This window comes from Candidatus Lernaella stagnicola, assembly GCA_030765525.1.
Taxonomy (GTDB): domain Bacteria; phylum Lernaellota; class Lernaellaia; order Lernaellales; family Lernaellaceae; genus Lernaella; species Lernaella stagnicola.
Window position 1 is genome coordinate 101,999 of record JAVCCK010000044.1, and the last position, 24,453, is coordinate 126,451.

Below are 24,453 nucleotides of genomic sequence, written 5' to 3' on the forward strand. Positions count from 1 at the left end.
CCTCCTTACCGCGCCACGATGGCGTTAAAGCGGCAAACGTCCACGCAACTGCCGCAGCCGATGCATTTTTCTTGCAAGATGTAATGGGGCGCCTTCTTGTTGCCCATGATCGCCTCGGCCGGGCACTGCGCGGCGCACAATGTGCAGCCCTTGCAGGCATCGGCGTCAATCGTATAGGTCAGCAATTCGGCGCAAACGCCGGCGGCACAATGCCGCTCGAAAATGTGGTCCTCGTATTCGTCGCGGAACCACCGCAACGTGCTGAGCACGGGGTTGGGCGCTGTTTGCCCCAAGCCGCACAAGCTCGTGTCTTTGATCACTCCGGCCAGCTTTTCCAAATGCATCACGCCTTTGAAGCGCTCCAGGGCTTGAATGCCGCTTTCCGAACGCCGCCCCCGGGTGATGCTGTCGAGGATCTCCAACATGCGCCGCGTACCCTCACGGCACGGGATGCATTTGCCACAGCTTTCGGCTTGGACGAATTCCATGAAGAACTTGGCGACGTTGACCATGCAGTTGTCTTCGTCCATGACCACTAGGCCGCCCGAGCCCATCATCGCGCTCACGGTCTTGAGCGACTCGTAGTCCACCTCGATATCCAGTTGGCTGTCGGGAATGCAGCCGCCGGAAGGACCGCCGATCTGCACGGCCTTGAATTTCTTGTCGTTGGGGCAGCCGCCGCCGATGTCCATTACGATACGACGCATCGTGGTGCCCATCGCGACCTCGACCAGGCCGGTGCGCGACACTTTGCCCGACAACGCGAAAACCTTCGTTCCCTTGCTGCCCTCAGTGCCCACCGACGCGAACCAGTCGGCGCCGTTGTTGATAATGTTGGCCAAATTGGCCATCGTCTCCACATTGTTGATGATCGTCGGCTTGTCGAACAAACCCTGCACCGCCGGGAACGGTGGGCGCGGACGCGGCATACCGCGTTTGCCTTCGATGCTATGTATCAACGCTGTTTCTTCTCCACAGACGAAAGCGCCCGCGCCCATCTTGATGACGATTTCCAGATTAAAACCGCTGTCCAACATGTTGTGGCCCAGCAGGCCGTAATCCTTCGCCTGCGCGATGGCCTGTTTGAGCCGCTTAATGGCCAGCGGATACTCGGCGCGAATGTAAATATACGCCTTGGACGCGCCGATCGCGTAGGCCGCAATCACGATGCCCTCGAGCACGCGGTGTACGTCACCCTCGACGACGGCCCGGTCCATGAACGCGCCGGGGTCGCCTTCGTCGGCATTGCACACGATGTATTTCTGCGTGCCTTTGGCTTTCATGGCGAATTTCCACTTGGTACCGGTGGGGAATCCGCCGCCGCCTCGGCCGCGCAGCCCGCTCTTTTCGACCACGTCGCACACCTCGGGGGGCGTCATGCCCTTAAGCACTTTCGCCATGGCCGCATAACCGCCGCGGGCCACGTATTCCTCGATGTGGGTTGGATCGATGATGCCGCAGTTGGCCAGCACCCAACGGGTCTGCCCGCCGAAAAATTCGTGTTCGTCAAGATACGGCGTGTCGGACCAAGCCGCCTCGCCGTCGCCTGCTTGGCGATGCTGGCCGATAACCATCTTAGGCTCGAAAATGCCGTCGAGGGCTTCGTCGAGCAGGGCGGGAACCTTATCGCCCGTGACGTGCGCGAAGGCCACGCGGGCTTTCTCCGGGAGTTGCACTTCGAGAATCGGCTCGGAACTGCACATGCCGATGCAACCGACCTCAACCAGATCGACGTCGAGACCCTTTTCGTCGACGTAGGCTTTGACCGCGGCAACTGTCTTGTTCGCGCCGGCACCTAATCCGCAGGTGCCCATACCCACAAAAATCGTTGGTTTGGCTACGTCTTCCCGCCGCTGGGCAGCCAACAGCTTGGCATATTCCTCGCGCGCGGCCTCGTCGGCGCAGGCCGGCCCATGATGCAGGCAATCGACGAAATCGGGGCAGGGTTTCTCCGGCTGGTGCCAACATTTGTCACCAAAGTAATGATACAACGCTTCAGCCATTGGCCACTTCCTTGTCCATCCGGCGATAGGCGGCCAGGATCTTTCGAATGCTGTCCGGGGTTACTTGGGCGTGGTAGTCGTCATCCACGCGGATAACCGGCGCCAATCCGCAGACCCCGATGCACACTACGACCTCCAAACTGAACATACCGTCACGGGTGGTTTGTCCCGCCTCGATGCCCAGTGCCCGCTCCACGGCGGTTAGCACCTTGGCCGAACCCTTAACGTGACAGGCCGTCCCACGGCAGACCTGAACCACGTGCTTCCCGGGTGCCCGAAATCGAAATTGATTGTAAAAAGTAGCGACGCCGTAAATCTTGCTGGCCGGCAGGTTCAAGTGACGAGCGATTTCAAGAACAGCATCCTTCGACAAATACCCGAGCGCTTCTTGTACTTCCTGCAGGATCGGGATTAGGGAATCCCGGCCCGCGTCCGGATAGCGCTCCAAAACCTTTGCTACATCATCGTTCATGCGCTAACTCCTCAGATCTAGCCGCTGGACCGTGAAAAAAACGCAACTTTTTCTAAACTGATCGTGATGTCCACGTCTTCGACGTACACATGACGCGGTACTCGCAATCGAACCGGCGCGAAATTGAGCAAACCAGTCACTCCGGCGTCGACAAGCTTGTCGGCGACTTCCTGCGCCGATGCGGCCGGCACCGTGATAACCGCGACGGTAATGTGCTTGTCGCGCACGATGTCGGCCATTTGATCGACGTGATAACACCAGGTGCCGTGTATCACACGGCCGGTCTTATTCTTGTTGGTGTCAAATGCCGCGACGATAGAAAGTTTGGGTCGTCGAGCCCGGAAAAAATCGAGGATGGCGCGGCCGAGGTTGCCGATACCCACCAGGGCGACTGGGGTGCCGCCAGGGTGATCGAGAAAGTTGTCAATGCTTTCGGTGAGCTCGGCAACGTTGTAGCCATGGGCCGGACTGCCGCTGTAATTGATGGCCATCAGGTCCCGACGGACCTGGGCCGCACTGCACCCGGCGGCTGCTGCCAATTGGTGTGAGAACACTCGATCCGCGCCATCCTGGCATAGGTTATCTAGAGTCAGCCGATAGAGACTGAGTCTGCCAATGGTTCTGTTCGATACCTTTTTCACCGTTTCCTACCTCTTCAATCCGGCGGAAAACACGTTATATCGTTACTTAATTATCACCGTTACTTTTTTCACAGCGTATTTTACGTCAAGCTGCGGAAGGCCGTCAAGCAAAAAAGGCCGATTATTGAGATCGTTTTGCCGTTTAAACCCCAATTTCATTTCATTTCGTAAAGTTCAAGGAGCTGTTTTCCATTTCACAGCACACGCCTTACCGGTTTCACTCAATATTGTACTGTCCGCGACAGGACGAAATATTCCGCCGGGCCCCGTCGCCGCCATTGGGCACATCGCTCTTGACCGCCGTTCGAAGGCGTCGTACAGTCCACCTCCACCCGAACGGCGGTTTTGTACCGGAGGAACCTATGCGCGACGGCAAATACGTCATTTTGTGCATCGACGACGATCCGGATGTGCTTAACGTGCTGCGCTTGACCATCGAAGCCAACGGCTACGCGATGGAAGAGGCATACAGCGCCGAAGAGGGCTTGAAGAAGTACAAACAGGTCCGCCCCGATTTCGTTATCGTCGATTTGATGATGGAATCCATTGACGCCGGACGAGCGTTCGCCAAGGAACTGATTGTCTTGGACAACAACGCGCCGCTGTACATGCTCAGTTCGGTCGGTAACGCCATGAGTCAGATCATCGACGCACAGTCGCTGGGACTCGACGGCATCCTGCAAAAGCCCATCGATCCGAATTGGCTGCTGACTCTATTGCGGGAAAAACTGAAATAGCGGCTGGGCGCTCGCCTACATCACCACCGAATCGCTTCGCTCATCCCGAGCGCGGTGCATATTGTGTTCAGCCTTGCGGCGCAACTCGTCCCAGGACGCCGTAACATCGCCTGTCACCAACATATGGCTTCCACCCAGGGCCTGTTTGACGAACTCGTTCTCGGCGAGCAACGCCCGAATCGGCTGGTGTAGGTTGTCGGCGATTTCCGGCAGCGCACCGACGAACACGTCGCGCAACCCGATGGCGAACGCCACGCCACCGTAGCGCGCCACCAAATCAGATGGCTGCGCGCGCTTCCGCAGTTCGGCAGCGATTTTCTTTAGCAACTCGTCGCCCGCCGCGTCCCCGAACTGCCGGTTGAAAGACTCCACGCCGTCCAAGCCGATCAACAAAAGCGCCACACGTTGCCCCTCGCGCTTCGCCGAATGCAGCACGCCGGTCATGCCGCGCTCAAAGCTGGCTCGATTTCGTAACCCGGTCAGCGGATCGGTGACATCTTGGGCGACGCTCGCACTCGCCTCGCGGTCAATCCGACGAATGGCCGTGGCCAGCGAGGCAAGTTCCGGGCCGCGACCGCCGAAGTGCTGCATACCCGTCAACAGGAACTCCAGGTAGGCGCCGTAATCCCACGGGTTCTCTGGGCCGAAGTGCTCGTTGTAGTACGAAATAAGCCGCAACGTGGCGGTCCCGGTCATTTGCAACGTGATATTGCCCGCCGCCGTAAACGCCGCCACCGTATCCGGACGCTGCTGGTGCCGTTTGAAAAGCTTCACCGCCTCGTTCAACGTGCCCCGCAAATCCCGCTTGACTTCGGTGACATTCTCCAACAATTCCGGCACCATCCCGAACTCGGCGAGGGTATACAACTCATTCCAGCGGTCCATCTGGTCGCGATGCTCGGCGGCCATCGCCTCCCAGAACTCGCCCTCGCCCGGTTCCTCTACGGATTTGGCGAAGCGATCGTAAAAAACACCCGATACCTCAAAAACCGAGCGACAGATATCTAATACTTCAAGAAGTTCTTTTCTCATCTAAGCTCCCTTATTGTGCGCCACCCAGGGGCGCATCTTATACCGCTCGCCAACGCCGAAGTTTCCTTTCAACGAACACGTTTACCGGCTTGCCGCCCTTTCGACGTTAAACGTGGACACGTCGGGCTTCACAGGCAATGCCGAGGCGAAAAATGGTTGATGTAAGGAAAAGTCGCCGGTTAGTGGCCCAAACGACGCAGGCGCGACGGCGAAAGCGCCTCGTCGATGGTCGACGGCGTCACGCCGAGCGCCGTCAATGCCTCCCGCAAGGAGATGTCTTCGGCCTGCGCCTTGGCAACCGCGGCCTCCGCTTTTTCGTAGCCGATTACCGGCACGAGGGCTGCGGCCACGGAAAGCGATTTCTCCAAGTGGGCGGCGGCACGGCCCGCATCGACCTCCAGGCCGGTGAAGCACTTCGACGCCAACACTTCCGCCGCGTTGCGCAAAAGCCGCAAATTATCAAGCAGATACCACGCCGCCAAGGGCAAGAATTGCGAGAGTTGGAGGTTGCCCGACGCCACCGCGGTACTGAGCGCCGCGTGCCCGGCCAGCGTCGCCAGCGCCATCTGCGAGGCATATTCGGCGATCACCGGGTTCACTTTCCCGGGCATGATCGACGACCCCGCCTGACGCGGCGGCAGCCTGACTTCCCCTACCGCGGGCACCGAGAGAATCCGCAAATCGGTACTCATTTTAAGAATGTTCGCCGCCATGGCCGTCAGGATGCCGTCCACTTCCACCAAGGCGTCCTGGTTGGCGGTCGCTTCGACGGGGTTTTCAGCGCGGGAGAGCGGCAGCGAAGTCTCACGACGCAAGTTTTCGATCACTTGGAAAATGTACTTCTTCGGTGCGCCGATCCCCGTGCCCACGGCCGTGCCGCCCAGGTTGACCACCTTCAGCCGCTCGGTGCTCTTGAAAACGCGCCAGCGATCGCGGGCCGTCGCCTCGGCATAGGTACCAAAAAGCTGCCCGGCGGTCATCGGCACGGCATCCTGCAATTGCGTGCGCCCAACCATCACCACGTCGGCAAATTCCCCCTCGAGGTGCTGCAGCGCTGCCTGCAACGTCACGAGCGACGCTTCCAGCTTACCCAACTCCCACAGCGCCGCCACGCGCACGGCCGTCGCATAGGCGTCGTTGGTGGATTGATGCAGGTTGACCGTATCGAGGGGATGCACCGGCGCGTAGGCGCCCAGAGCGCCGCCGAGAATTTCGTTCGCGCGGTTGGCGAGTACCTCGTTGACGTTCATGTTCAGCGACGTGCCCGCACCCCCGGCAAGCGGGTCGACGAGGATCTGCTCGCGCCATTGCCCCGCCGCGAGTTCGTCACAGGCCTGCAGTAAAGCGGTCGCAACGCCTTCTTCCACCGCCCCTATTTCGAGGTTGGCGGCGGCCGCGGCCTTCTTCACTACGGCGAGTGCGCGCACGAGGCTTGGCGCTTGGTCGCGTCCGGTCGATGGAAAATTGAGCACGGCGCGCTGCGTGTGCGCCCCGTAATACGACCCGTCGGGCACCTGGATATCACCGAGCAAATCGTGTTCGATCCGAGCCATCTCACGCCTCCCCGGCGATCATAACATGCTGTCCAGACCACCGAAGGGTTCCAGCACGCGCGACAAAACGCCCTGCACAAAGGAGATCGTCACGCCGTAGTTGCTGATCGGCACATCGTGCGACAGGGCTTGATCCATCCGCCCGCGCATCACCTTGGGCGTGACCATGCACCCGCCGCAATGCACTACGAGCGCGTATTCGTCGAGGTTCTCAGGGTAGTTACGGCCCTGCATGTTGTCGAAATGCAGGTCGAGGCCCGTGTATTGCCGAATCCATCGCGGGATCTTTACGCGCCCGATATCGTCGGCGACCGGATGGTGCGAGCAGGCTTCGGCGATCAGAATACGGTCGCCGTTGCGCAGTTTGTCGATTTGCATCACGCCGCGTACGAAGGTCGCCAGGTCGCCCTTCAAGCGGGCAAACAAAATGGAAAACGTCGTGAGCGGCACTTCGGGCGGCACGTCGGCCGCGACTTTCAAAATTACCTGGCTGTCGCACACGACCAAATCGGGCGCGCGGTCCAAGCGGCGCAGGATCGCCAGCAACTCCCGCTCCTTGACCACCAGCGCGGCAGCGTCATTGTCCAGCAGGTCGCGGATGGTGATCACCTGCGGCAGGATCAACCTCCCCCGAGGCGCTTCCAAATCGATCGGCACCACGAGCACCGCCAGCGCACCGGCCTGCACGAGGTCGCCGATCACCGAGAAATTCTGCCGCGTAACTTTCTGCAAGCGCTCGGCCAGCGTCTCACGCAGTTCCCTGACGCCCTCACCGGTCAGGGCGCTGACCCGGAAAGCCTCGACAGGCGGCTCCCATTCCGGTTCGAGATCGCTTTTGTTGTTTACGACGAGAAAATCGGCGCGACGCTGCGTGAGTTCGTCATACAGCGTCTGTTCGTGCTCGGTCCACGCGCCGGCCTCGGCCACCAACACCACGAAATCGGCCACGGCCAATTCCTGCCGCGTGCGCGCCACGCGCAAGTCGCCGAGTTCGCCCACATCGTCGATGCCGCCCGTATCCACAAACACCACCGGGCCGAAAGGCAAGAGCTCAAAGGCTTTGCGCACGGGATCGGTGGTCGTGCCGGGCACGTCGGAAACCAGCGCCAGGGGTTGATCGGTCAAGGCGTTGACCAGCGATGACTTACCCACATTGCGCCGCCCGAGCAGCAAGATGTGGGGCCGCATTCCGCTGGGTTGTTTTTGCATGTTTTCTCCTTGCGGCTGTCGGAAACGTCGGCTTGCTCCTACGTTGCGATTGCGCGAGGGTATAGTCAAGTATTGTCATGTCGATCGGGAGGTTTGGATGATTCGCCGCGTAACGTGCATCGTCGCCTTGATCGCTTGCCTCGGGTTCGCGTGGATCCTTCCGGGATCCGGCCCGGCGGCGGCCGACAAATTAACCCGTGCCAACTGGGGCGCCTCAGTCGGCTTCGCGCCGGTCAAGGAGATCCCCGGTTTTACGCCCGGCATGACGATAAACGCCGAGAACCTGTCTACCGTGGCGGCGCTGGTTCCGGGCGCGGCGAAGGTGATGATCAGTAAATTCGGCATGCAACTCCCGACAAAGAATTTTGAGCCCTACGCCCCCAGCGACGGCTACATCGATGCCACAAATCGCTACCGAGGCGCGGCCCGCTTGCGCGCTATCGGGGACGCCGCGAATGAGCGGGAATTGGAGAACTACGAGGGCGGCATGCCCTTCCCCGCCCCGCAAAACGGGCGCGAAGTGGCGTGGAACTACACGCTGGCTTACCACGGCGACGATAGCGAAAGCGTATTCAAGGTGTTTTGGATTTCGGCGCGGCGTGGTGTCGAACGCACGGAAACCTGGAAAACGATTTCCATTCATCGGGCGAAGTTTCGCACCGATGTCGATCCCAAGCCGATCGAGCCGACGCTGGCGAACCAGGGCGTCATCGCCGCCACACTGACGACCGCATTGCAGCCCTTGGACAAAAAAGGATTCAGTTCGCTTTATTTCGGTTACCTGGAACCCAAAGAGCCGGAAGGGTGGATTTACCTGCCCGACCAGCGCCGCTCGATCCGCCTCGCTTTCGGCACGCGCGGCGAGTCGTGGAACAACACCGATTTGCTCTACGAAGATGTGCGCGGCTACACCGGCAGCCCCGAGTGGATGGATTGGAAGATCATCAAGAAAGCGACCATGCTCGCGCCCCTGAACGCGGGCATCGAACAAGGCAAAGGCAAGGAAAAGGCGGCTTTCGATTTCGACAGCGCCCCGCATTGGAACCCGCGCTGCGTGTGGGAACCGCGACCGGTGTACGTGCTCGAAGCCACGCCGCGCTTCAAGCGCTATCCCTACAGCCGCATGGTGTTCACGGTCGACGCCGAATCCTCCTACATCCTGACCAAGGAAGCCTACGACCGCAAAAACCAATTGTGGAAAGTGCTCATCAACGCCGCCAACCGCTCCAGCGATCCGGCGCGCCTGCCGCCCACGGTCGCGCTGTCGCTTGTGGTGGACGTGCAGGCCGAACACGCCACGGCATTTTTCTGGCACTCGCAAAAGCAAAACACCGGCGTCAATCCGTCGCTTTTCAAACTCGCCACGCTGCGCAAATTGGGCCGATAAGGGCGCAAAACGCCCTAGCAAAACATCGTCGTTATCGGCGTTTTATGACTTGACGATATCTCAATTTAATACTATTTCTTAAACACTTCCAAGATTTTACGGCGCTTAGTTACGTACACCCGTATGGAGACGGCGGGGGCGTGCGTCTGTGGGTGTGCCAACGCAACAGACCGGCAATAAAGAAGGAAAGGGGTGAAACGATGCGAAAGATGACACTTCTCTTACTTGCGCTGGCGATTTTGCTGACGCTTTCGATCGGCTGCGCGAGTTCTCGTCCTCGTACGAAAACGTTGAGACTCAACGGGAGGGATGTCGGCATATTGGTTACCTATAGTTCCAGCTACCGGGGCGCTTACTTGGCTAGCCATAACGAGGGCGACCCAATGTTTGCGTTCTGCGCCGAACCGGTGCCGGACACGGCGATTGAAGAAGCCTTAACTGCCGCCCTGGAAGTGGAGGCCAAGAAAACGAAAGTGAATACCAACGTCGACTACTCCACCACGATTCAACAACTGGCTGAGAAACGGCAAGCCATTCTTTTCCTGCGCGACGCCCGCTTCGGCCTTTGCGAACTGTTCGTTAACAACATGTCGTTGCCCGCGGGCAAGCGTATCTCGGACGACGAATTCGTTGAGCTTTATCATAAGATGTTCCAAGTCGCGCTCGAAATGCTCAAAGTGGAATTCCAAGCCCAGATAACCGCGCAAAAAGCCGAAGACGCTAAAATGGTGATCGAAGCCGAGATAACCAAGCAAAAGGCCGAAGAAGTCAAAAAGATCGACAAGTGGAAAGAGATGTTTGAAGCAGCAAAGGCGGCCGGGGTGGACAGTAAAAAAATCGGCGAGATTATGGACGGCGCTTTCACAGAGGACCCGTAAACACCAACACCGAAAACCGGCGTCGACACCGGCAAAACGCCTGCCGGCGATGACGACGAAACGGATGATGGGGAGGAGTAAGCTGATGAGTGAATTAATGGGCAGGTTACAAGCGCTCAAATCCGCGGAGGCAAAGTTCCTCGCCTATATTCCGGGCTTCGAAAAACGCCTGGTGGTGAAGGTTTTGGCGGCGGCGGGCGACTTGGTTAAACTCCACGCCAGCGGTGAAGATAACGGCGAAGATACGGACATGGATATCTATCTTCATTACACACAGGTAATCGTCGTCAACGAAGCGTAGAGATACTCGGGTTCATTGCCCGCCGCACGAGTCGTCCCGTCAATTAAAGACAGGTGCGTCCGCGTCTGTTCCGCGCACAAATACAACGTGAATCGGTGTCGCAGCCGGCGGTCTCAACAGCTTTGAACTGTTATCCGGCTCATGCTAGGGTTTTTCTCATTAATCACTCGCCATAAGAGGTGGTATCGATGAAACGCTGGTGGTTGCCGCTTTTGCTTTTGCTTTTGATCTTGATCTCAGCCTTCCTTTGCGTCGCATGCGGCGGCGATGACGACGATGATGACAACGACGACAACAACGACGACGCAGCCGACGACGACGACAACGACGACGAAAGCCCAAGTGACGACGACGATACGGCCCCCGACGCCGTCTCCTCGGCCAGTCCCTCGCGCGATGACACAGTGCTGACCAACTCGCACCCCGGCTTCGCCCAGGCCGATTGCTACGCCTGCCACAACGACGTGCACCGCCAAGCTTTCCAAATCGGCGAATGCGCCACCTGTCACGGCAACAACGGCGCACCGCAACGCGCCGCCGGCCACGCCACGAACGACTGCCTCTCCTGCCACGCCGAATCACACGAGGGCGTCGGCTTCGTCGCACCGAAACATTGCACGGCCTGCCACAAATACGAACCCGGCTCGACCTGTCCCGCCACCGAAACCTACGACGCGGTCGTGATCGGCGCCGGGGGCGGTGGTGTGGCGGCGGCCACGGCGTTGCAGCAGGCCGGCTTGAAGACCGCGCTGGTCGAGATGCACTACAAAGTCGGCGGCTACATGACGCGCTTCCGGCGCGGCGATTACGAATTCGAAGCGTCGCTGCACGCCATCGGCGGTTTGGAGCCTCAATCGAAGGACAGCGTCAAAGGTGCTTACGACGATCTGAGCCGGTTGGGCATTATTGACAAGATCGATCCCCTGCCCGCCGACCCCATGTACCGTTCGTTCTTTCCCGGCCTCGTCATTGACGTGCCGCAGGATCAAGACGCGTACATCGCGGTGCTCAAGGAACTCTACCCCGAAGAGGCCGACGGCATCGACGCGCTTTTCGCCGAGATGCACGTCGATTACGAATTGCTCGCCGCGGTAACGCGCATCGCCGATGAATTCAACACGCAGGACTTGCTCTTCATCCTGGGTCATGTTCCCGAAGCGGCGCGGCTGATCTCCTACCTGTTCATCGATTTGAACACGATGCTCACGCGCTTCATCAGCGATCCCGAGTTGATGGGCATTTTCTCGCAACTGGTCACTTATATCGGCGATGGGCCGTCGGAATTGCAGGCCGTGTACTTCCAGGCCATGTGGAGCAACTACCACGAGGAGGGTTTCTATTACCTCACCGGTGGCTCGCAGGCGATTACCCAATCCCTGGCGGATGCTTTCGTCGCGGCCGGCGGTACGTTGATGCTTAACACGAAGGCGACCGGCATCGTCATTGAAGACGGCTTGGCCGTGCAGGTGCAAACCGAAAACGACGTCTGCCTCAACACGCGCTACGTCGTCTCCAACGCCAACGCGCCCGAAACGCTTCTGGAGATGGTCGGGCCTGAGAACCTGCCCGCCGACTACGTGGCTGACGTCGAGAACATGGAAATCGGCGTCGCGACGTTGCAGGTCTTTTTGGGTGTCGACCACGATTACACCTACCTGTTCGAAGGCTTCCACGAATTGATGGTCAACGACTCCTTCGACATGGACGAAAACTTCGCGTGGATGAACGACGGCGACGTCGAAAACGCGGCGTACATCATCACCGACTACTCCGCCGCCGACCCCACCGTCGCGCCCGAAGGCAAAAACGTGATCTCGCTGACCACTTACCTGCCCTTCGACATGGGCGACACGTGGAAATGGTCGCTGGGGTATGACGACTACGTCGACTACAAAGAAGAAGTCGCGTGGATCCTCATCGATCGCGCCGAGAAGTACCTTCCCGGATTGAGCGACCACATTGAAGTCTTGGAAGTCGGCTCGCCGGTCACCAACTGGGCCTTCTCGGGCAACCCGGGCGGCACGATCTTCGGCTGGCGCAACACGCCCGAACAGGGCACCCTGCGCCGCATGAAGCAGCAAACGCCGATCGACAACCTGCTTTTGGCCGGTGCCTGGACCTTCCCCGGCGGCGGGCAGTCGGCGGTGATTTCCTCCGGCGTCGCAGCGGCGGATATGGTGTTAAAAAAGGAAGCGGCGCGGAACTAGTCGCTAGTCGCCCAACATCAACCGGCTCAGTTCGCGGATGAACGACGGCCCGATGCCGCAGCAGCCGCCCACGACCCGCGCACCTTGCTCCACGAGCGTCCGGCAACCCGCGGCGAAATGCTCCGGCGTTTCCTCGTAGCCGGGCCGCGCGTCGATGCCTGTGGGTTGACCGCCGTTGGGTTGCATCATCAAAGGCAGGTCGCTGCCCCGCCGCAGCGCCTGGGCGACGATCGGCATTTCGTTCACCGTAACCGTGCAGTTGGCGCCCACCAGAGCCGCGCCCGCGTCGGTCAAGGCGCGCGCACAATCGGCGGCGAACTCACCTCGGAGCGTAACCGCTTCGCCCTCTTGAATTCCGAAAGTCATCGACGCGACCACCGGCAAACCCGTCGCCACTGCAACGGCCGTTGCCATCAGGGCTTCGCGCAGATCGAAGAAGCTTTCGAGAATGAGGCCGTCCACGCCCGCCGCGACCAGCGCGTCAACCTGTTCCTCGAACCCGGCACGCACGAGCGACAGTTCCTCGTCGCGCAACGGCTCTACAGTTAGCCCCGCGGGCGCCAATCCGCCCAACACAATAATGTTCGGACCAACCGCGTCGCGCGCAATACGAACCGCGGCCTCGTTGACGGCCCTCGCTTTTCCGGCGAATCCTCGTTTCGCCAGCGTAAAGTCGGATGCGCCGAAAGTGTTGGTGATCACCAAATCGCTGCCGGCCTGCGCGTAGGCAAGATGGATTTCATGAACCCATTCCGGCTTGTCCAAATTGAGCAAGCTCAACGGTTTGTTGACCGCAGCCCCGCGCCGCAGCAGCTCGGTACCCATCGCGCCGTCGCCGATCACCGCGCGCCCGGCCGGCAAATTCAATATCGTGGACATATGCTCGTCCCCGCCCCGCGTTAGATCGCCCGGCCCATTTTGCGTGCAATCCGGCGGTAGACAGCTCGGACCAACAACGCCGCTGCGGCCAGCAACACGCCGCCGATCGCGTAGCCGATCGATATGCCCAGCGCCGCCATCACAGCCAACACGACCACACCCACCGCCAACAAGTAGTGTCCGACGCGCCCCATCGCGAAGATGCTCCGGGCAAACCACACGAGCGCGGCCGCCAGCAACAACGCCGCCAGCGCACCGAACTGGCTCAATCGCTTGGCCCCGTACATGAGGCGCACGTCCGACGCTTCGCCGATGGTTACCAACTCTTCGAAACGCAACGCCGCGCCCTTTTTTGGAACCGCGAAGCGTGCCGGCAGCGCGCCGCCGGAGTCGGTGGCTTGTTGCGCCGCGCGAATGCGCTTCTGAAATTCCATTTCCGCCTGGCTTTGCTGCAGCATGTACTCGTCGGGTCGCGCTTTCGCACGGTCGGCTCCGGCTCGTTTCGCGGGCGGAGGCGGCAAGGCAGTGGGGGCCCCCGGCGGCTGTTCTTCCATCACGCGGGACAGAAGGCCGCTTGCCGGGGCCTGATACGGGGCGCGCATGGATCCGCCCACCCGCTGGTACTCGAAGCGATTGGGCGCAAACACCGTCAGCGCGGATTGCGAAATCGGCAAATCCACTTTCGGCAACAGGAGGTGCATCGAGCCCAGGACTCCAAACGAGGAGCCCAGGTTGGCGTAGTAGATCACCTCGACCGTGAAGCTACTGAGTTCGGCGCCGGAATAGCCGGATTTCTCCAGCGGCAGCAGTATTTTCCCTTCCTTCGTTTGACTGGGCCGCACGGGCTTGTTGGCCACAAACGTGCTCCACAAGGCCGTATTCTCGCCGTACGGCAGCGTCAATTCTAGAAACTGCTTGCGGTTGTTGCGCACCGTGTAAAGCGCCCGCGTCACCAGGTCGCCGTCTTCGGTCACCTGCACGACAAAATTCGCCGCATCGATCGCCGCACCGAGCACGTTTTGCGTCTTATGCCTCACGACACGCAACTTCGCCGAAAACGGATGCCGCAAATATTTGAAGGACATCACAATCGGGTTCGTCGCGCCGCCGCGCAGCCCGGCCGGCAACTCCTTGGCGTCCACCGTCTGCAAACCGTCGACCTCGCCGGTCGTCGTGACTTCCACGCCGCCGGTAACCTGAACCGCGAAGAACCCTCGCTCGCGCTCCACGCTTTGCACCGACGTGCCCGGCAGGAGAAATTCAAACGACTCGTTTTTCGTCGAGCGCTCCAGCACCAAGGTTAAGTTGTACTTACCCTGCACGTCGAAACCGATCGTCGCCGTCAATTCCCGCGTCGCCGGGTCCACTTTCCAACCCGCCAACGACGCGCCGCTGCAATCCGCCACCTCGAAACCTTCGGGAACGACGACACGAAATTCGGTCACCGGCGCATGGCGGACCTCGAAGGCAAGCTGCACGACCGCGCGGATGAATCCTTCGTCGATGGAAACCAGCGTATGGTTCTCCACCAATACTTTCGGCGGCAGTTTCTCCTGCGTCGCCTGCTTCTGCTCCAGCGCCACGGTGTAACGCAGGCTCAACTGATCGCCGGTCAGAATGGCCGTCGTCACGCCGCCGGGCCCCCGGCTCATCGTCGCGCCGTCGACACTCGGGCTGGAATATTTCTTGTCGCCGACGATCGTCAGCACTTGGCCCGCCGCCCGCGGCAACTGCACCGAAACATGGCCCGGACCCGGCCGATCCGGCGCGGCCATCCGATAACGCAGGGTCAGCGAGTGGTTCGCCGGTCCTTTGACGATCAACGTAACGTTGCCCTGCTGATCGGTGATCGGCGCCGTTCGACCGTCGAGCAAAACGTCGGCCAAAGGTGTGTCCACGCCGGTCAGGGGCACCGTCACCCACCCGTTTTTAAGCACCGCCAACGGATACGTGGCCTTGAGATCCAACTGCCCGCCGGCCAGCACACCACGCAGAGAGCCGCGACCGAGCACGAAATCCACCGGCGGCTCCGGCTCGTCGGTCGCCGGCTTGACCTGCAGGCGATCGAGTAGTTCCTTGAAGTCGTTCCACGGTATCGTCACCGCGCCGTCTTTCATCTCCGGCAATTCCGCCTGCGCCCACGTCGCGCCCATCAGCAGCAACACGACAAAAAGCGCCAACCAGCGTTTCATTGCTCACCCCCTTGCGACGGCGGCGCCACCGGTTGATACGGTTTCGGCGGCGGCGGAGGCGGTGGTACGGGCCGACGTTCGCGGTCCCGCAGATGCTTCACGCCGCGCTGAAGTAACGAAGCCGCGACGCCCAACACCACGTACAACCCGATGACGGTCGTGCTCGTTCCCCGCATGATTGTCAGCAGCGGCACGAGTACGATGGCTGCGACCGCCAAGAACGCTAAGCCGCCGCGCGGCCATTGCCGGTCCTGCTTTCCACACAGGAAGCTCACGGCAAACAAATAACCAAACGCGACGCAGAGCAGGAACAACACCAAGCCCAGCCACGCCGAACGCGAGCGCTTTGTGTAATAGAAACTCAGGTCTAGCTTTTCGTCCGGGTCCACAAGGTTCTTCGCAAAGCGATGCACTTCGCCCTGCCACTGCACCAGGAACACGACCGGCAACGCGCCGCGCGAGAGCGTGTTGTCATAGCCCGCGTTGGACATGTTGATCGGTGCGTCCTCCGCCTTCCACTGCACCTGCGATTGCGTGCGACGGTAATCGACGTTGCGCCCCAACAGCCCGGTCAACTTATTCCGCGGCTGACCGCCGCTGCCCGACACGTCACTCTCTTCGCCGGAAACCGCGCCGGTCGGCAGCGGATCGGTGCTCGGCCGCAACTTGCCGCCGAATGAAAAATAGCGCCGATCCGGCGGCATGAAGACGGCCAGTTGCGCCTTTCCCATGCTCACGTCGACGCGCGGTAATTCGAGAGATCGGCGGCCGACCGGCAGCAACCCGCCGCTTTTGCGGTACGCCAGAATTTTCATTGTGAACGTGTCGCGCAAACCGCCGCGGAAGATCGGCAACAGAATCTTCCCGTCGCTCTCGGCCGCCTTCACGGGCACGCCGTCGCGGAACACGCCCCACAGGTCCGTGTCGGGCGGCAGCGTCAGCGTCAGGTATTGCAAAGAGCGGTTGGCGATGCGGAAAGTGCCCTCGATGAGCTGCTTGCCGTCGCCGGTCAACATGATGCGGTACGCGGCCCACTCCACCTTGCACGTGAGCACCGCCGCGTCCTTATGCTTGACGATCTGCAAATCCAACGCGTACGGGTGCTTGATATACTTGAAGCCCAAAAGCACCTGTTGGTCGGTCGTGCCGCGCAAATCGGCCGGCAATTCCGAAACGTCGAGCGGCGCCAGATTCTTCCACGTGCTGTCGTCGGCCGTGACCTGCACGTTCGTACGCACCGCCACTGCCAAATAGCCGACCTCGTGCACGATGTCGCGCACCTTGATGTCGGCCACCGCCACCTTCGTCTGCTCCTTGGCAGGCAGCGGCTGCTCCAACGTCAGGGCCACTTGATGCCGTCCGACCGCTTCGTAAGCGATGGCCACTGTGAGTCGTTGGCCCTCCGGCTGGTCGACCAATTGCCAATCCACCAGCCCGTCGGTGGAGACGTCCGCCACGGCCACGTCGGCGGGCAGATCGATCTCGAAACGGCTGATGGGTTTGTGCTGAATGTCGAAATCGATAATCGACGTGTATACGCCGAGCCCCTCGCCCACCGTCAACATTGTGCGCACTTCCGCCGATACCCGCGCCTCGGCCTTGGTCGTTTTCTCCGCGCGCCTCGCCCAGCGGACGGTGATGGCGTCGCCGGGCGCGAACGACCCGGTCGCCACGGTTTTGCCGCCGGTCGTGGTGGACGCCAGCGCGCCGCCCGGCTCGATCGAAACCTGCAGGTTCGGTTGTCCGACCCGCACTTCCAGACGATTGATCTGCGCCTTCGCCGTGGGCAGTCGGAACTTCTCGGGTCCGCCTTCGTTTTGCAGCGGCAAGCGCATTTCCAGCTTCAGCCGGTGCGCCCCGAAACCGCGCACGACCGCGTGAAGCAAACCGTTATCAATCATCAACACCGTTGCCTTGCCGTCCAGACTGGCGCTCGCCAGCGGCAGCCCCGTGGTGATGACGGGGATCGACGCCCATCCGTCTTTCTTGAGCACGCTCAGTTCAATTTCCGCCGTGACGACCACGCCCTCGGCCCGCACGTCCGCGACGTAGTTCGCCGCGCTGACCACGCCGGCGATCGGCGGCGGATCCTCCTCGGGCGGTGTCACCTGACCCAGTTTTTCGATGATTCCCTTGAAATCTTCCCACGGCACGCACAAGGACGCGCCGGGCATTTTCGGCGGATTGAACTCCACAACCGGGGCTGCGATCGCTGCGTTGCCGAGGATTAATAGGGAAAATAACAGGCCGATACAGATGCGAAGAACTCGCATGGACGTCCCTCCCTTTGGGATGGATTTTTCTTTTTAGAGTCCGCGTAACGCTAAAAAGTTACACGGAGTTCATTTTTTCGCCTTGCCCCCGGCTTGCCCGATCGTCGCCGCCAGCGCCACCAGGTTCGCCATCGGCGTCCATTCCGACGGTTTGTCGGCCAAAACCGGCGCGACCGCCTGCTGCGCCGCGATGAACTGCTCCAATTCCAAGTGCATCATTCCCATGGACACGCGCAACGCGTGCGGCTCCGCAGCCTGCGCAATGCCGCGTCTGTAAATTTCGATCGCGCCGACGTAATCGGCATTCCGCGCGCGCACCTGCGCCAGCAAGCCGTATGCGTCCGTGAGCGTGGGATCCAGCTCGATCGCCCGCCGCGCCAACAACCCGGCCGCCACCAAGTCGGTAGGGAAAACCAGTTCTCCATACCGAGCGATGAGCGCCGGATGCGGCTTGTCCCGACGGATGCCGGCCGCGAGCAATGCTTTCGCCTCCGGCACGCGTTCCTGCGCCGCCCATAAATTGGCCGTCAGCAAAGTGACCAGCGGTTCCTCGCCACCCAATTCCCGGTAACGCGCAATGGCCGCTTCCGCCTCGTCAAAGCGTTCGAGTTCCAAGAGCAACTCCGCGCGTTGCCGCACCACCGGCGCCGCCTCTTTCGGCCGCGTGGCGAGTTCTTCCTCGAGCGCCGCCAATTTTTTCTCGGTGGTCTGCGCGGTTCGCCACAGCGCCAGCATCGCATCCATTTGCTGTAAGGTAGCACCCAACACACGGCGATCGATCTTCCATTCGCCGCCTTCTGTTCGTCGATCCCACGCCCGCAAGAAATATCGACCCGCCGCTGCGAACGAAAACGAATTCAAGTCCAGCGACTCGGTGCTCGCCGCCCGCGCGTGCATCGCTTTCTTGCGAAAACGCGGCGTGAAATCCAAATCGGAAATCGCGGTTTTCAACACGCCCTCGGCATCGAATTGGGTCCACTCATCCAAGACGCCGCGGTAATTGAAATGAGACACCGACGACGCGTGAACTTGCTTCGACGGCAGTTTCCGCACGCGATACAAGCGGAAAATTCGTTTGCCGTCGGCTGCGATGTAACCGCGTTGCAGACGGTCCTTGACCGCTGCGGACACCGCCTCGATATCGACATCCACCGAAGGAGTCGAAGCAGCGGTCCGAGGACGAAACTCCACGTTGTATTTGATTTCCGACCCGTGCCAGACAAAAAGCGGGTGCACCCGCATCGCGCTCTCGAAACGGTAACGCGTGCGCGACTCGCCGTCGAACAAATAGAAACCTTCCTCGCCGTTGTAAATGCTGATGGGCAGCCAATCGGATTCGACGTCCAATTCGAAGGCCTCGTCACCGTCCATCGCCACACGAATCGCCGCGTCCGCCGCGGGCCATTCCACACGCATGCTCAAACGCAGTTGCCCGGCGCCGGTCAGACGTTCCAGCGTCTTGCGAACACCGGCGACGAACGCCGCCACCGTCTCGTCCTTGTTTTTCTCAGCGGCGAGAAGGACGCGCACTTCCTCCGCGCGATCTCCGTTGGGGTACGCGGCCAGGTATTCACGAAATGCGTTTTCCGCCGGCTTGCTCAGCAGCGTGCCGTGCAAGATGTGCGCTTTCCAAAACAAAGCCTCTGACGCCAAGCGCGCGTCGGCTGCGGCGATGATTTCGTCCAGCGCCGGCAAAAGGCTTTGGTCGTCGAACTCATCGACAAAATCCGTGTGAAACTTCACCAACCAGAGCGTCGCCTCGGCGACGTGCTCACCGTCGGGGTATTCCTCGCGGAACGTAACCAGCGCTTGGTTCGCATCGGCGGCATCCACGTCGGGATTGCTGACTATCGGCAAGACCTTCGCCCACGCGTCAGCCTCGTTATCAGCCGCGCCGGCCGGAGCGGCAATCGCCAACGCAGTCAACAAAAGGCACGATATTAACGCAAGGTAGACTTTCTTCATGGCAATTCCCTTCGCTGCACGGTACGTCGATTATACACACAAACCGCGCCGCCACACGCGCGCTCGGTGGTCGATTGTCAAGTTTGTCGGCGGCCGTTATCGTGCTCGTCGAAAGGGGACAAGATGAAACGCGTCGGTTTTCTTTTGAAGGTGAAGGCGGACAAAATCGATGAGTACAAACAGCATCACAAAAAGGTTTGGCCGGAAATGCTGGCCGCCCTGCGCCGGCACGGCTGGTACAACTATTCGCTGTTTCTCCGCGACGACGGCTTAATGTTCGGGTATTTCGAAACGCCCGACAGTTTCGACGCCGCGCTCGCTGGCATGGCGGGGGAGGAGATCAACGCCACATGGCAGGCCTTCATGGCGCCGTACTTCGAGGCCCTCGACGGCTCGCAACCCGACGAGAGCATGATCGAATTGACAGAAGTCTTTCACCTGGACTGACACGTTAGCGCTTGGCCAGCACCTCTTGTTCGTAGCCGCGCACCGATTCCAACCACCCCGGCCCGCCGGGCACGTCGTGCCGCCGGCAGAGCTCTTCCCACACCGCGCCGAAGGGAAAACTCTTCACCTCTTCCAGCAACGCCAGGCGGCTGGTCGGGTCGCCCGCCACTTCGAACTCGCGCAGCAATTCGGTCGGTTCGAGTAGCGCGACCAACAACGCCTTGAGCGTGGCGCGCGCGCCGATCGCGTACGCCGCGACGCGATTGATCGAGGCATCGAAGAAGTCCAGCGCAATGTGGACCCGCGGCAGCGCCCCGGCCCGCACGATTTCCCGCATGACCTCGGTCACCTCGTCGCTTAGCGTCACCACGTGGTCGCTATCCCACCGGACGCCGCGGCTGACGTGCAGCAACAGTTCGTCGTGAAAAAGCAGCAGCGAGGAAATCTTGTCGGCCACCGATTCAGTGGGGTGAAAGTGGCCGAGGTCGAGGCAGACCATCACGCCGCGCCCCGCCGCCCAACTCATGTAAAAATCGTGCGACCCGGCCACGAAGGCCTCGGAGCCCAGGCCGAACAGCTTGCTTTCGATGCTGTCTTTCAAATAGGCCGCCGAGTGCTCGACGGCGAAGATCGCGTTGAGGCTTTCCCGCAGCAGTTCGCGGTGCCGGTGGCGGCTGACGGTCGTATCCTTCGAGCCGTCGGGGATCCACAAATTATGCACGCACGGTGTTTCGAGCCGTTCGCCCATCCACGCGCCGATCGCGCGGCAGCGCCGCACATGCTCGATCCAAAATCCGCGCACGCCCTCGTCCTGCGATGCCAGGGTGTAACCCGATTCGCTCAGCGGATGCGAAAAGCATGTCGCGTTAAAGTCGAGGCCCAGATCGTGCCGCCGCGCCCAGTCCACCCACCCGGCGAAGTGGTCGGGTTCGATCTGGTTGCGGTCGACTTTCCGCCCGCCGAAATCGCCGTACATGGCGTGCAGGTTGACGCGATGCCGTCCGGGAATCACCGCCAGCGCCGCTAGCATGTCGTCGCGCAATTCGGTTACGTTCCGCGCCTTGCCGGGGTAGTTGCCGGTGACCGCCAGCCCGCCGCCCAATTCGCCCTCGGCGGTCTCGAAACCGGTAACGTCGTCGGCCTGCCAGCAATGCAAAGACAGCGAGGTCGCGGCCAGCGCCGCCAGCACCGCCTCGACATCCACGCCCAGCCCTTCGTACTTTTCCGCCGCGTAGGCGAACGCCGCTTCGTGGTCCATCGTTATTCCCCTCCCGCCGCCAAAGCGCGAAACCGCGGCCACACTTCGTCCCAGGCGGCCGGCTCGCGCGGCGCGTACTCCCGCATCTCAAACGATTCGCGCACGACCCGCCGCAGTTCGGTAAGCGATTCCACTTCGCCCATCGCCATCGCCTGCACCAGCAGGTTGCCGATCGCCGTGGCTTCCACCGGCCCCGCCGTGACCGGCAGACCCGTCGCGTCGGCCGTGAATTGACACAGCAACTCGTTTTGGCAGCCGCCGCCGATCACATGAATGCGATTCACTTCGTGCCCGGTAACCGCGCGCAATTGCTCGAGCACGAAGCGATACTTAAGCGCCAGACTCTCGAAAATACAGCGCGTCATCGCCGCTTCGCCGACCGGTGCCGGTTGGCCCGTGCGCACACAAAAATCGACAATCGCCGTCGGCATGTCGTCCGGATTCAAAAACGCCGCGTCGTCGGGATCGACCAGCGACACGAACGGTGCCGCCGTCTGCGCCGCCGCGGCCAGATCCGCGTAACTGCGCGTCGGGTCCCACTGCCGCCGGCATTGTTGCAGCAGCCAAAGGCCCGTGATGTTTTTCAACACGCGAAAGCGTCCGCCGACGCCGCCCTCGTTGGTGAGGTTCGCCTCGTACGCCGCGTCGCCGATCACCGGTTCCCGCGCCTCCACGCCCATCAGCGACCACGTGCCCGAACTGATGTACGCCCAGTCTTCCCCCTGCGCCGGGACCGCCGCGATCGCCGAGCCCGTATCGTGCGTGGCGACGGCCACCACCGGCACCGGGCCGCAGCCGGTTTGCGCGGCCCACTCCTCGCGCACGTTACCGATCACCGTGCCCGGCATTACGACGTCCTGCATCCACTCGCGCGAAATCGCCAGCGCCTGGAACAAGCGCTCGTCCCACTCGTAATCCCGCGGGTTGTAGAGCTGCGAGGTCGTGGCGAAGGTGAACTCGGAAAACCTTTCGCCGGTGAGCCGGTAGTGAAAAAGGTCGGGCATAAACAGCAGGTCGCGCGCCCGTTCCAGCAGCGGTGAGCCGTCGCGCACCAACGACGCCAACTGAAACAGCGTGTTGAAGGGCAGGAACTGAACGCCCGTGCGTTCGTAGATTCGCCGCCGCGGCAGCTTGTGGAAAAAGTACTCCATCGCGCCCCGCGTGCGGTCGTCGCGATACGCCGTCGGCGACTCGAGCAGCTTGCCCGCCGCGTCCAGCAGGCCGAAATCCACGCCCCAGGTGTCCACGCCGATGCTCCGCGGCGCGCCGCTCTCGGCCGTGTGACGCTGCAACCCTTCCAGCAGGTTGCCGAACAGCGCGTCCAGGTCCCAGTGCAAGCGGCCCTCGGTCGTCAGCAGATGATTCGGGAAACGGTGCGCCTCGCGGATCCTCAGCCGTCGGCCCGCCAGCGACCCGGCGACGGCCCGCCCGCTCTCGGCCCCGAAATCAAAGGCGAGATAGTCGGCCATGCTTATTCCTCCAGATCGAACAGCCGCACCAATTCATCCAGTTGATCCCGGCTCAGGCCCGCCGGCGTGTGCCCGGCCTGGCGGCACAGCAGCAAAATCGCGGCGGCCTTGTTGACCGTGTCGATCCAATCGAACGCGTCGGGGATCGACGTATGAATCGCCACGCAGCCGTGATACGTCCACACGGCGATCGGCAGCCCGCGGCGGAACACCTCGACCGTCTTCTGCGCGATCTCCTCCGTGCCCGGCGCGGTATACGGAACCAGCCCCACGCCCTTGGGCACCGTGACTTTCACCTCCGGATGGGTGGACCACAACGCGTGTTGCAGCGCGGCTTCGTCGGTGTATTCCGGCAGGTGCGTCAGGGCGATCAGTTCGGTCGGGTGGGTGTGCAGCACGACGTGTTGCGGCGCGTTGCTTTGCCGCAGGTGTTCGTGTACCCGCAGGTGCGAAGGGAACTCCGAAGTCGGCTGAAAACCCGGCCCCGCCTCGCCGCCCCACAGAATCTCGAAGCCCGCGCCGTCGCCGGTCAATTGCAGCAGGCAACTGTTGCTCGCCGCGTTCCGGGCCAGATCGCGATAGCGCCGCCCCGACCCCGTCACGAGAAATAATCGCCCGGCCAAATCCGGATATGCGAAGGGCAGCTCGACGCGTGGCTGCCGCGTAAACGCCTCGCAGGCCGCCGCGGCGTCGCCGGTGACATCCACCGAAAGGTTCCCGGCGTTGCGCTCGGCCCAGCCCTTTTGCCACAGCAGGGCGGCGACATCTTGCGCGTCTTCCAAAAGCGGTGTCAAAGCGGGGCAAACTTGCAGCAATTCCTTCACGGTGGGTCTCCTCGCGCGTGGGTGCGGTGGTGATTGTAACGAGGCGGCGGGCGATGCGCCAGTTAGAAGTCGGGAACGCCCGCGGTGAGCCGGGCCACGGCCGCGGCGCGCACTTTTTCGCAAGCGGCTAAATGCGCTTCCCAATGGTCGGCGCCCACTTGCTCGCGGAGGCTTGCGATTCGTTGCTCCGCGTCTTGCCAATCCGGCGCATGCGACGTGATTTCCGCCACGTCCCTTAGTACGGCGGCGGCCACGGCCGCCTCTTCCTCGTTCACCGTTTGAAGGATGTCCGTTTGGGTTCCAAGCACAATCGAAGCGCCGAACACTTCGTTTATGCGGCACGCGATCGCCAGCGACTGCTCCGTCGCTTTAAGTGCTTCCGGGAAGCTTCGATCCTGAAACAACCTTCGAGCAAGATACCCAAGCGCGGCTAATTCGCCGAGTTGGTTCGAAATGTCCCGTTGAATCTCCAGAGCGCCGCGAAACAAGTGAATGGATTGTTCGCTGTCCTCTTCGATCAGCGCTAACGTTTGCAGGCAGTTCGCCTCCCCCAAACGTTCCCCGATCGCACGAAAAAGCGGCAGCGCCGAATCATACGAGGCTCGCGCCCCCGACAAATCGGACTCACGCAGCGCCAAATCGCCCAGGGACCAAAGGCAGTTCGCCTCCCCCAAACGAGACCCGATCGCACGAAAAAGCGGCAGCGCCGAATCATACGAGGCTCGC

The 24,453-nt window shown here is 61.3% G+C and carries 20 protein-coding genes; 6 read left to right on the forward strand and 14 right to left on the reverse strand.

The features are described 5' to 3' along the window. Positions 1 to 5: 5 nt before the first annotated feature. The 3 genes from P9L99_20975 to P9L99_20985 are packed head-to-tail and all read right to left on the reverse strand — an operon-like array spanning position 6 to position 3,116. Positions 6 to 2,003, reverse strand: a complete 1,998-nt coding sequence (locus P9L99_20975) for an NADH-quinone oxidoreductase subunit NuoF (GenBank protein ID MDP8225847.1) — start codon at positions 2,001 to 2,003, stop codon at positions 6 to 8. Further along, positions 1,996 to 2,475, reverse strand: a complete 480-nt coding sequence (gene nuoE, locus P9L99_20980) for an NADH-quinone oxidoreductase subunit NuoE (protein MDP8225848.1) — start codon at positions 2,473 to 2,475, stop codon at positions 1,996 to 1,998. The genes P9L99_20975 and nuoE overlap by 8 nt, the downstream gene beginning before the upstream one ends. 17 nt (positions 2,476 to 2,492) lie before the next feature. Beyond that, on the reverse strand, positions 2,493 to 3,116 hold the full coding sequence (locus tag P9L99_20985) for a redox-sensing transcriptional repressor Rex (protein MDP8225849.1): 624 nt from the start codon (positions 3,114 to 3,116) through the stop codon (positions 2,493 to 2,495). A gap of 362 nt (positions 3,117 to 3,478) precedes the next feature. Here P9L99_20985 and P9L99_20990 point away from each other — a divergent pair, with 362 nt between their 5' ends. After that, positions 3,479 to 3,853 carry a response regulator gene (locus tag P9L99_20990; protein MDP8225850.1) on the forward strand — a complete coding sequence of 125 codons (375 nt, stop codon included), beginning with the start codon at positions 3,479 to 3,481 and terminating at the stop codon, positions 3,851 to 3,853. Positions 3,854 to 3,868: 15 nt separating this feature from the next. On the opposite strand, the gene P9L99_20995 is transcribed toward P9L99_20990, so the two are convergent. The 3 genes from P9L99_20995 to hydF form a co-directional block, all read right to left on the reverse strand. Further along, positions 3,869 to 4,885 (reverse strand): GGDEF domain-containing protein, encoded by a 1,017-nt coding sequence (locus P9L99_20995; protein MDP8225851.1) that lies wholly within the window; start codon positions 4,883 to 4,885, stop codon positions 3,869 to 3,871. Between the two features lie 179 nt (positions 4,886 to 5,064). Then, the gene (locus P9L99_21000) at positions 5,065 to 6,438 is read right to left on the reverse strand and encodes an aspartate ammonia-lyase (GenBank protein MDP8225852.1); all 1,374 of its coding nucleotides are present in this window, start codon (positions 6,436 to 6,438) and stop codon (positions 5,065 to 5,067) included. Between the two features lie 18 nt (positions 6,439 to 6,456). Continuing rightward, positions 6,457 to 7,647 carry a [FeFe] hydrogenase H-cluster maturation GTPase HydF gene (gene hydF / locus P9L99_21005; protein MDP8225853.1) on the reverse strand — a complete coding sequence of 397 codons (1,191 nt, stop codon included), beginning with the start codon at positions 7,645 to 7,647 and terminating at the stop codon, positions 6,457 to 6,459. Positions 7,648 to 7,744: 97 nt separating this feature from the next. Here hydF and P9L99_21010 point away from each other — a divergent pair, with 97 nt between their 5' ends. From P9L99_21010 to P9L99_21025, 4 genes are all read left to right on the forward strand, one after another. After that, positions 7,745 to 9,034, forward strand: a complete 1,290-nt coding sequence (locus P9L99_21010; GenBank protein ID MDP8225854.1) for a DUF1329 domain-containing protein — start codon at positions 7,745 to 7,747, stop codon at positions 9,032 to 9,034. Between the two features lie 140 nt (positions 9,035 to 9,174). After that, positions 9,175 to 9,912: a hypothetical protein gene (locus P9L99_21015; GenBank protein MDP8225855.1), complete on the forward strand. Its 738-nt coding sequence runs from the start codon at positions 9,175 to 9,177 to the stop codon at positions 9,910 to 9,912. An 85-nt stretch (positions 9,913 to 9,997) separates the two neighbouring features. Next, positions 9,998 to 10,213, forward strand: coding sequence for a hypothetical protein (locus tag P9L99_21020; protein MDP8225856.1), 216 nt, complete (start codon positions 9,998 to 10,000; stop codon positions 10,211 to 10,213). A 188-nt stretch (positions 10,214 to 10,401) separates the two neighbouring features. After that, positions 10,402 to 12,420, forward strand: coding sequence for an FAD-dependent oxidoreductase (locus tag P9L99_21025; GenBank protein MDP8225857.1), 2,019 nt, complete (start codon positions 10,402 to 10,404; stop codon positions 12,418 to 12,420). A gap of 3 nt (positions 12,421 to 12,423) precedes the next feature. On the opposite strand, the gene P9L99_21030 is transcribed toward P9L99_21025, so the two are convergent. The 4 genes from P9L99_21030 to P9L99_21045 form a co-directional block, all read right to left on the reverse strand. Beyond that, positions 12,424 to 13,299, reverse strand: a complete 876-nt coding sequence (locus P9L99_21030; protein ID MDP8225858.1) for a homocysteine S-methyltransferase family protein — start codon at positions 13,297 to 13,299, stop codon at positions 12,424 to 12,426. Positions 13,300 to 13,319: 20 nt separating this feature from the next. Then, positions 13,320 to 15,491 (reverse strand): hypothetical protein, encoded by a 2,172-nt coding sequence (locus tag P9L99_21035; protein MDP8225859.1) that lies wholly within the window; start codon positions 15,489 to 15,491, stop codon positions 13,320 to 13,322. Beyond that, entirely contained in the window at positions 15,488 to 17,764 is a 2,277-nt protein-coding gene (locus P9L99_21040; protein MDP8225860.1) for a hypothetical protein, read from the reverse strand. The genes P9L99_21035 and P9L99_21040 overlap by 4 nt, the downstream gene beginning before the upstream one ends. A gap of 69 nt (positions 17,765 to 17,833) precedes the next feature. Beyond that, positions 17,834 to 19,729: a hypothetical protein gene (locus P9L99_21045; protein ID MDP8225861.1), complete on the reverse strand. Its 1,896-nt coding sequence runs from the start codon at positions 19,727 to 19,729 to the stop codon at positions 17,834 to 17,836. A 123-nt stretch (positions 19,730 to 19,852) separates the two neighbouring features. Here P9L99_21045 and P9L99_21050 point away from each other — a divergent pair, with 123 nt between their 5' ends. After that, positions 19,853 to 20,176, forward strand: a complete 324-nt coding sequence (locus tag P9L99_21050) for an L-rhamnose mutarotase (protein ID MDP8225862.1) — start codon at positions 19,853 to 19,855, stop codon at positions 20,174 to 20,176. A 4-nt stretch (positions 20,177 to 20,180) separates the two neighbouring features. Here P9L99_21050 and P9L99_21055 read toward each other — a convergent pair whose 3' ends face one another. From P9L99_21055 to P9L99_21070, 4 genes are all read right to left on the reverse strand, one after another. Continuing rightward, on the reverse strand, positions 20,181 to 21,434 hold the full coding sequence (locus P9L99_21055; protein MDP8225863.1) for an L-rhamnose isomerase: 1,254 nt from the start codon (positions 21,432 to 21,434) through the stop codon (positions 20,181 to 20,183). A gap of 2 nt (positions 21,435 to 21,436) precedes the next feature. Beyond that, positions 21,437 to 22,903, reverse strand: a complete 1,467-nt coding sequence (gene rhaB, locus P9L99_21060; GenBank protein ID MDP8225864.1) for a rhamnulokinase — start codon at positions 22,901 to 22,903, stop codon at positions 21,437 to 21,439. Positions 22,904 to 22,905: 2 nt separating this feature from the next. After that, positions 22,906 to 23,727: a rhamnulose-1-phosphate aldolase gene (gene rhaD / locus P9L99_21065; GenBank protein MDP8225865.1), complete on the reverse strand. Its 822-nt coding sequence runs from the start codon at positions 23,725 to 23,727 to the stop codon at positions 22,906 to 22,908. A gap of 62 nt (positions 23,728 to 23,789) precedes the next feature. Next, positions 23,790 to 24,453, reverse strand: a 664-nt coding sequence (locus P9L99_21070) for a hypothetical protein (GenBank protein MDP8225866.1), incomplete at its 5' end; no start/stop codon positions are given.

Excerpts from the sequence above, each read along its gene's own strand:
- P9L99_20975 (MDP8225847.1), bottom strand. The coding sequence starts at position 2,003 with ATGGCTGAAGCGTTGTATCATTACTTTGGTGACAAATGTTGGCACCAG.
- nuoE (MDP8225848.1), bottom strand. The coding sequence starts at position 2,475 with ATGAACGATGATGTAGCAAAGGTTTTGGAGCGCTATCCGGACGCGGGC.
- P9L99_20990 (MDP8225850.1), top strand. The coding sequence starts at position 3,479 with ATGCGCGACGGCAAATACGTCATTTTGTGCATCGACGACGATCCGGAT.
- P9L99_20995 (MDP8225851.1), bottom strand. The coding sequence starts at position 4,885 with ATGAGAAAAGAACTTCTTGAAGTATTAGATATCTGTCGCTCGGTTTTT.
- P9L99_21000 (MDP8225852.1), bottom strand. The coding sequence starts at position 6,438 with ATGGCTCGGATCGAACACGATTTGCTCGGTGATATCCAGGTGCCCGAC.
- hydF (MDP8225853.1), bottom strand. The coding sequence starts at position 7,647 with ATGCAAAAACAACCCAGCGGAATGCGGCCCCACATCTTGCTGCTCGGG.
- P9L99_21010 (MDP8225854.1), top strand. The coding sequence starts at position 7,745 with ATGATTCGCCGCGTAACGTGCATCGTCGCCTTGATCGCTTGCCTCGGG.
- P9L99_21020 (MDP8225856.1), top strand. The coding sequence starts at position 9,998 with ATGAGTGAATTAATGGGCAGGTTACAAGCGCTCAAATCCGCGGAGGCA.
- P9L99_21025 (MDP8225857.1), top strand. The coding sequence starts at position 10,402 with ATGAAACGCTGGTGGTTGCCGCTTTTGCTTTTGCTTTTGATCTTGATC.
- P9L99_21030 (MDP8225858.1), bottom strand. The coding sequence starts at position 13,299 with ATGTCCACGATATTGAATTTGCCGGCCGGGCGCGCGGTGATCGGCGAC.
- P9L99_21035 (MDP8225859.1), bottom strand. The coding sequence starts at position 15,491 with ATGAAACGCTGGTTGGCGCTTTTTGTCGTGTTGCTGCTGATGGGCGCG.
- P9L99_21040 (MDP8225860.1), bottom strand. The coding sequence starts at position 17,764 with ATGCGAGTTCTTCGCATCTGTATCGGCCTGTTATTTTCCCTATTAATC.
- P9L99_21045 (MDP8225861.1), bottom strand. The coding sequence starts at position 19,729 with ATGAAGAAAGTCTACCTTGCGTTAATATCGTGCCTTTTGTTGACTGCG.
- P9L99_21050 (MDP8225862.1), top strand. The coding sequence starts at position 19,853 with ATGAAACGCGTCGGTTTTCTTTTGAAGGTGAAGGCGGACAAAATCGAT.
- P9L99_21055 (MDP8225863.1), bottom strand. The coding sequence starts at position 21,434 with ATGGACCACGAAGCGGCGTTCGCCTACGCGGCGGAAAAGTACGAAGGG.
- rhaB (MDP8225864.1), bottom strand. The coding sequence starts at position 22,903 with ATGGCCGACTATCTCGCCTTTGATTTCGGGGCCGAGAGCGGGCGGGCC.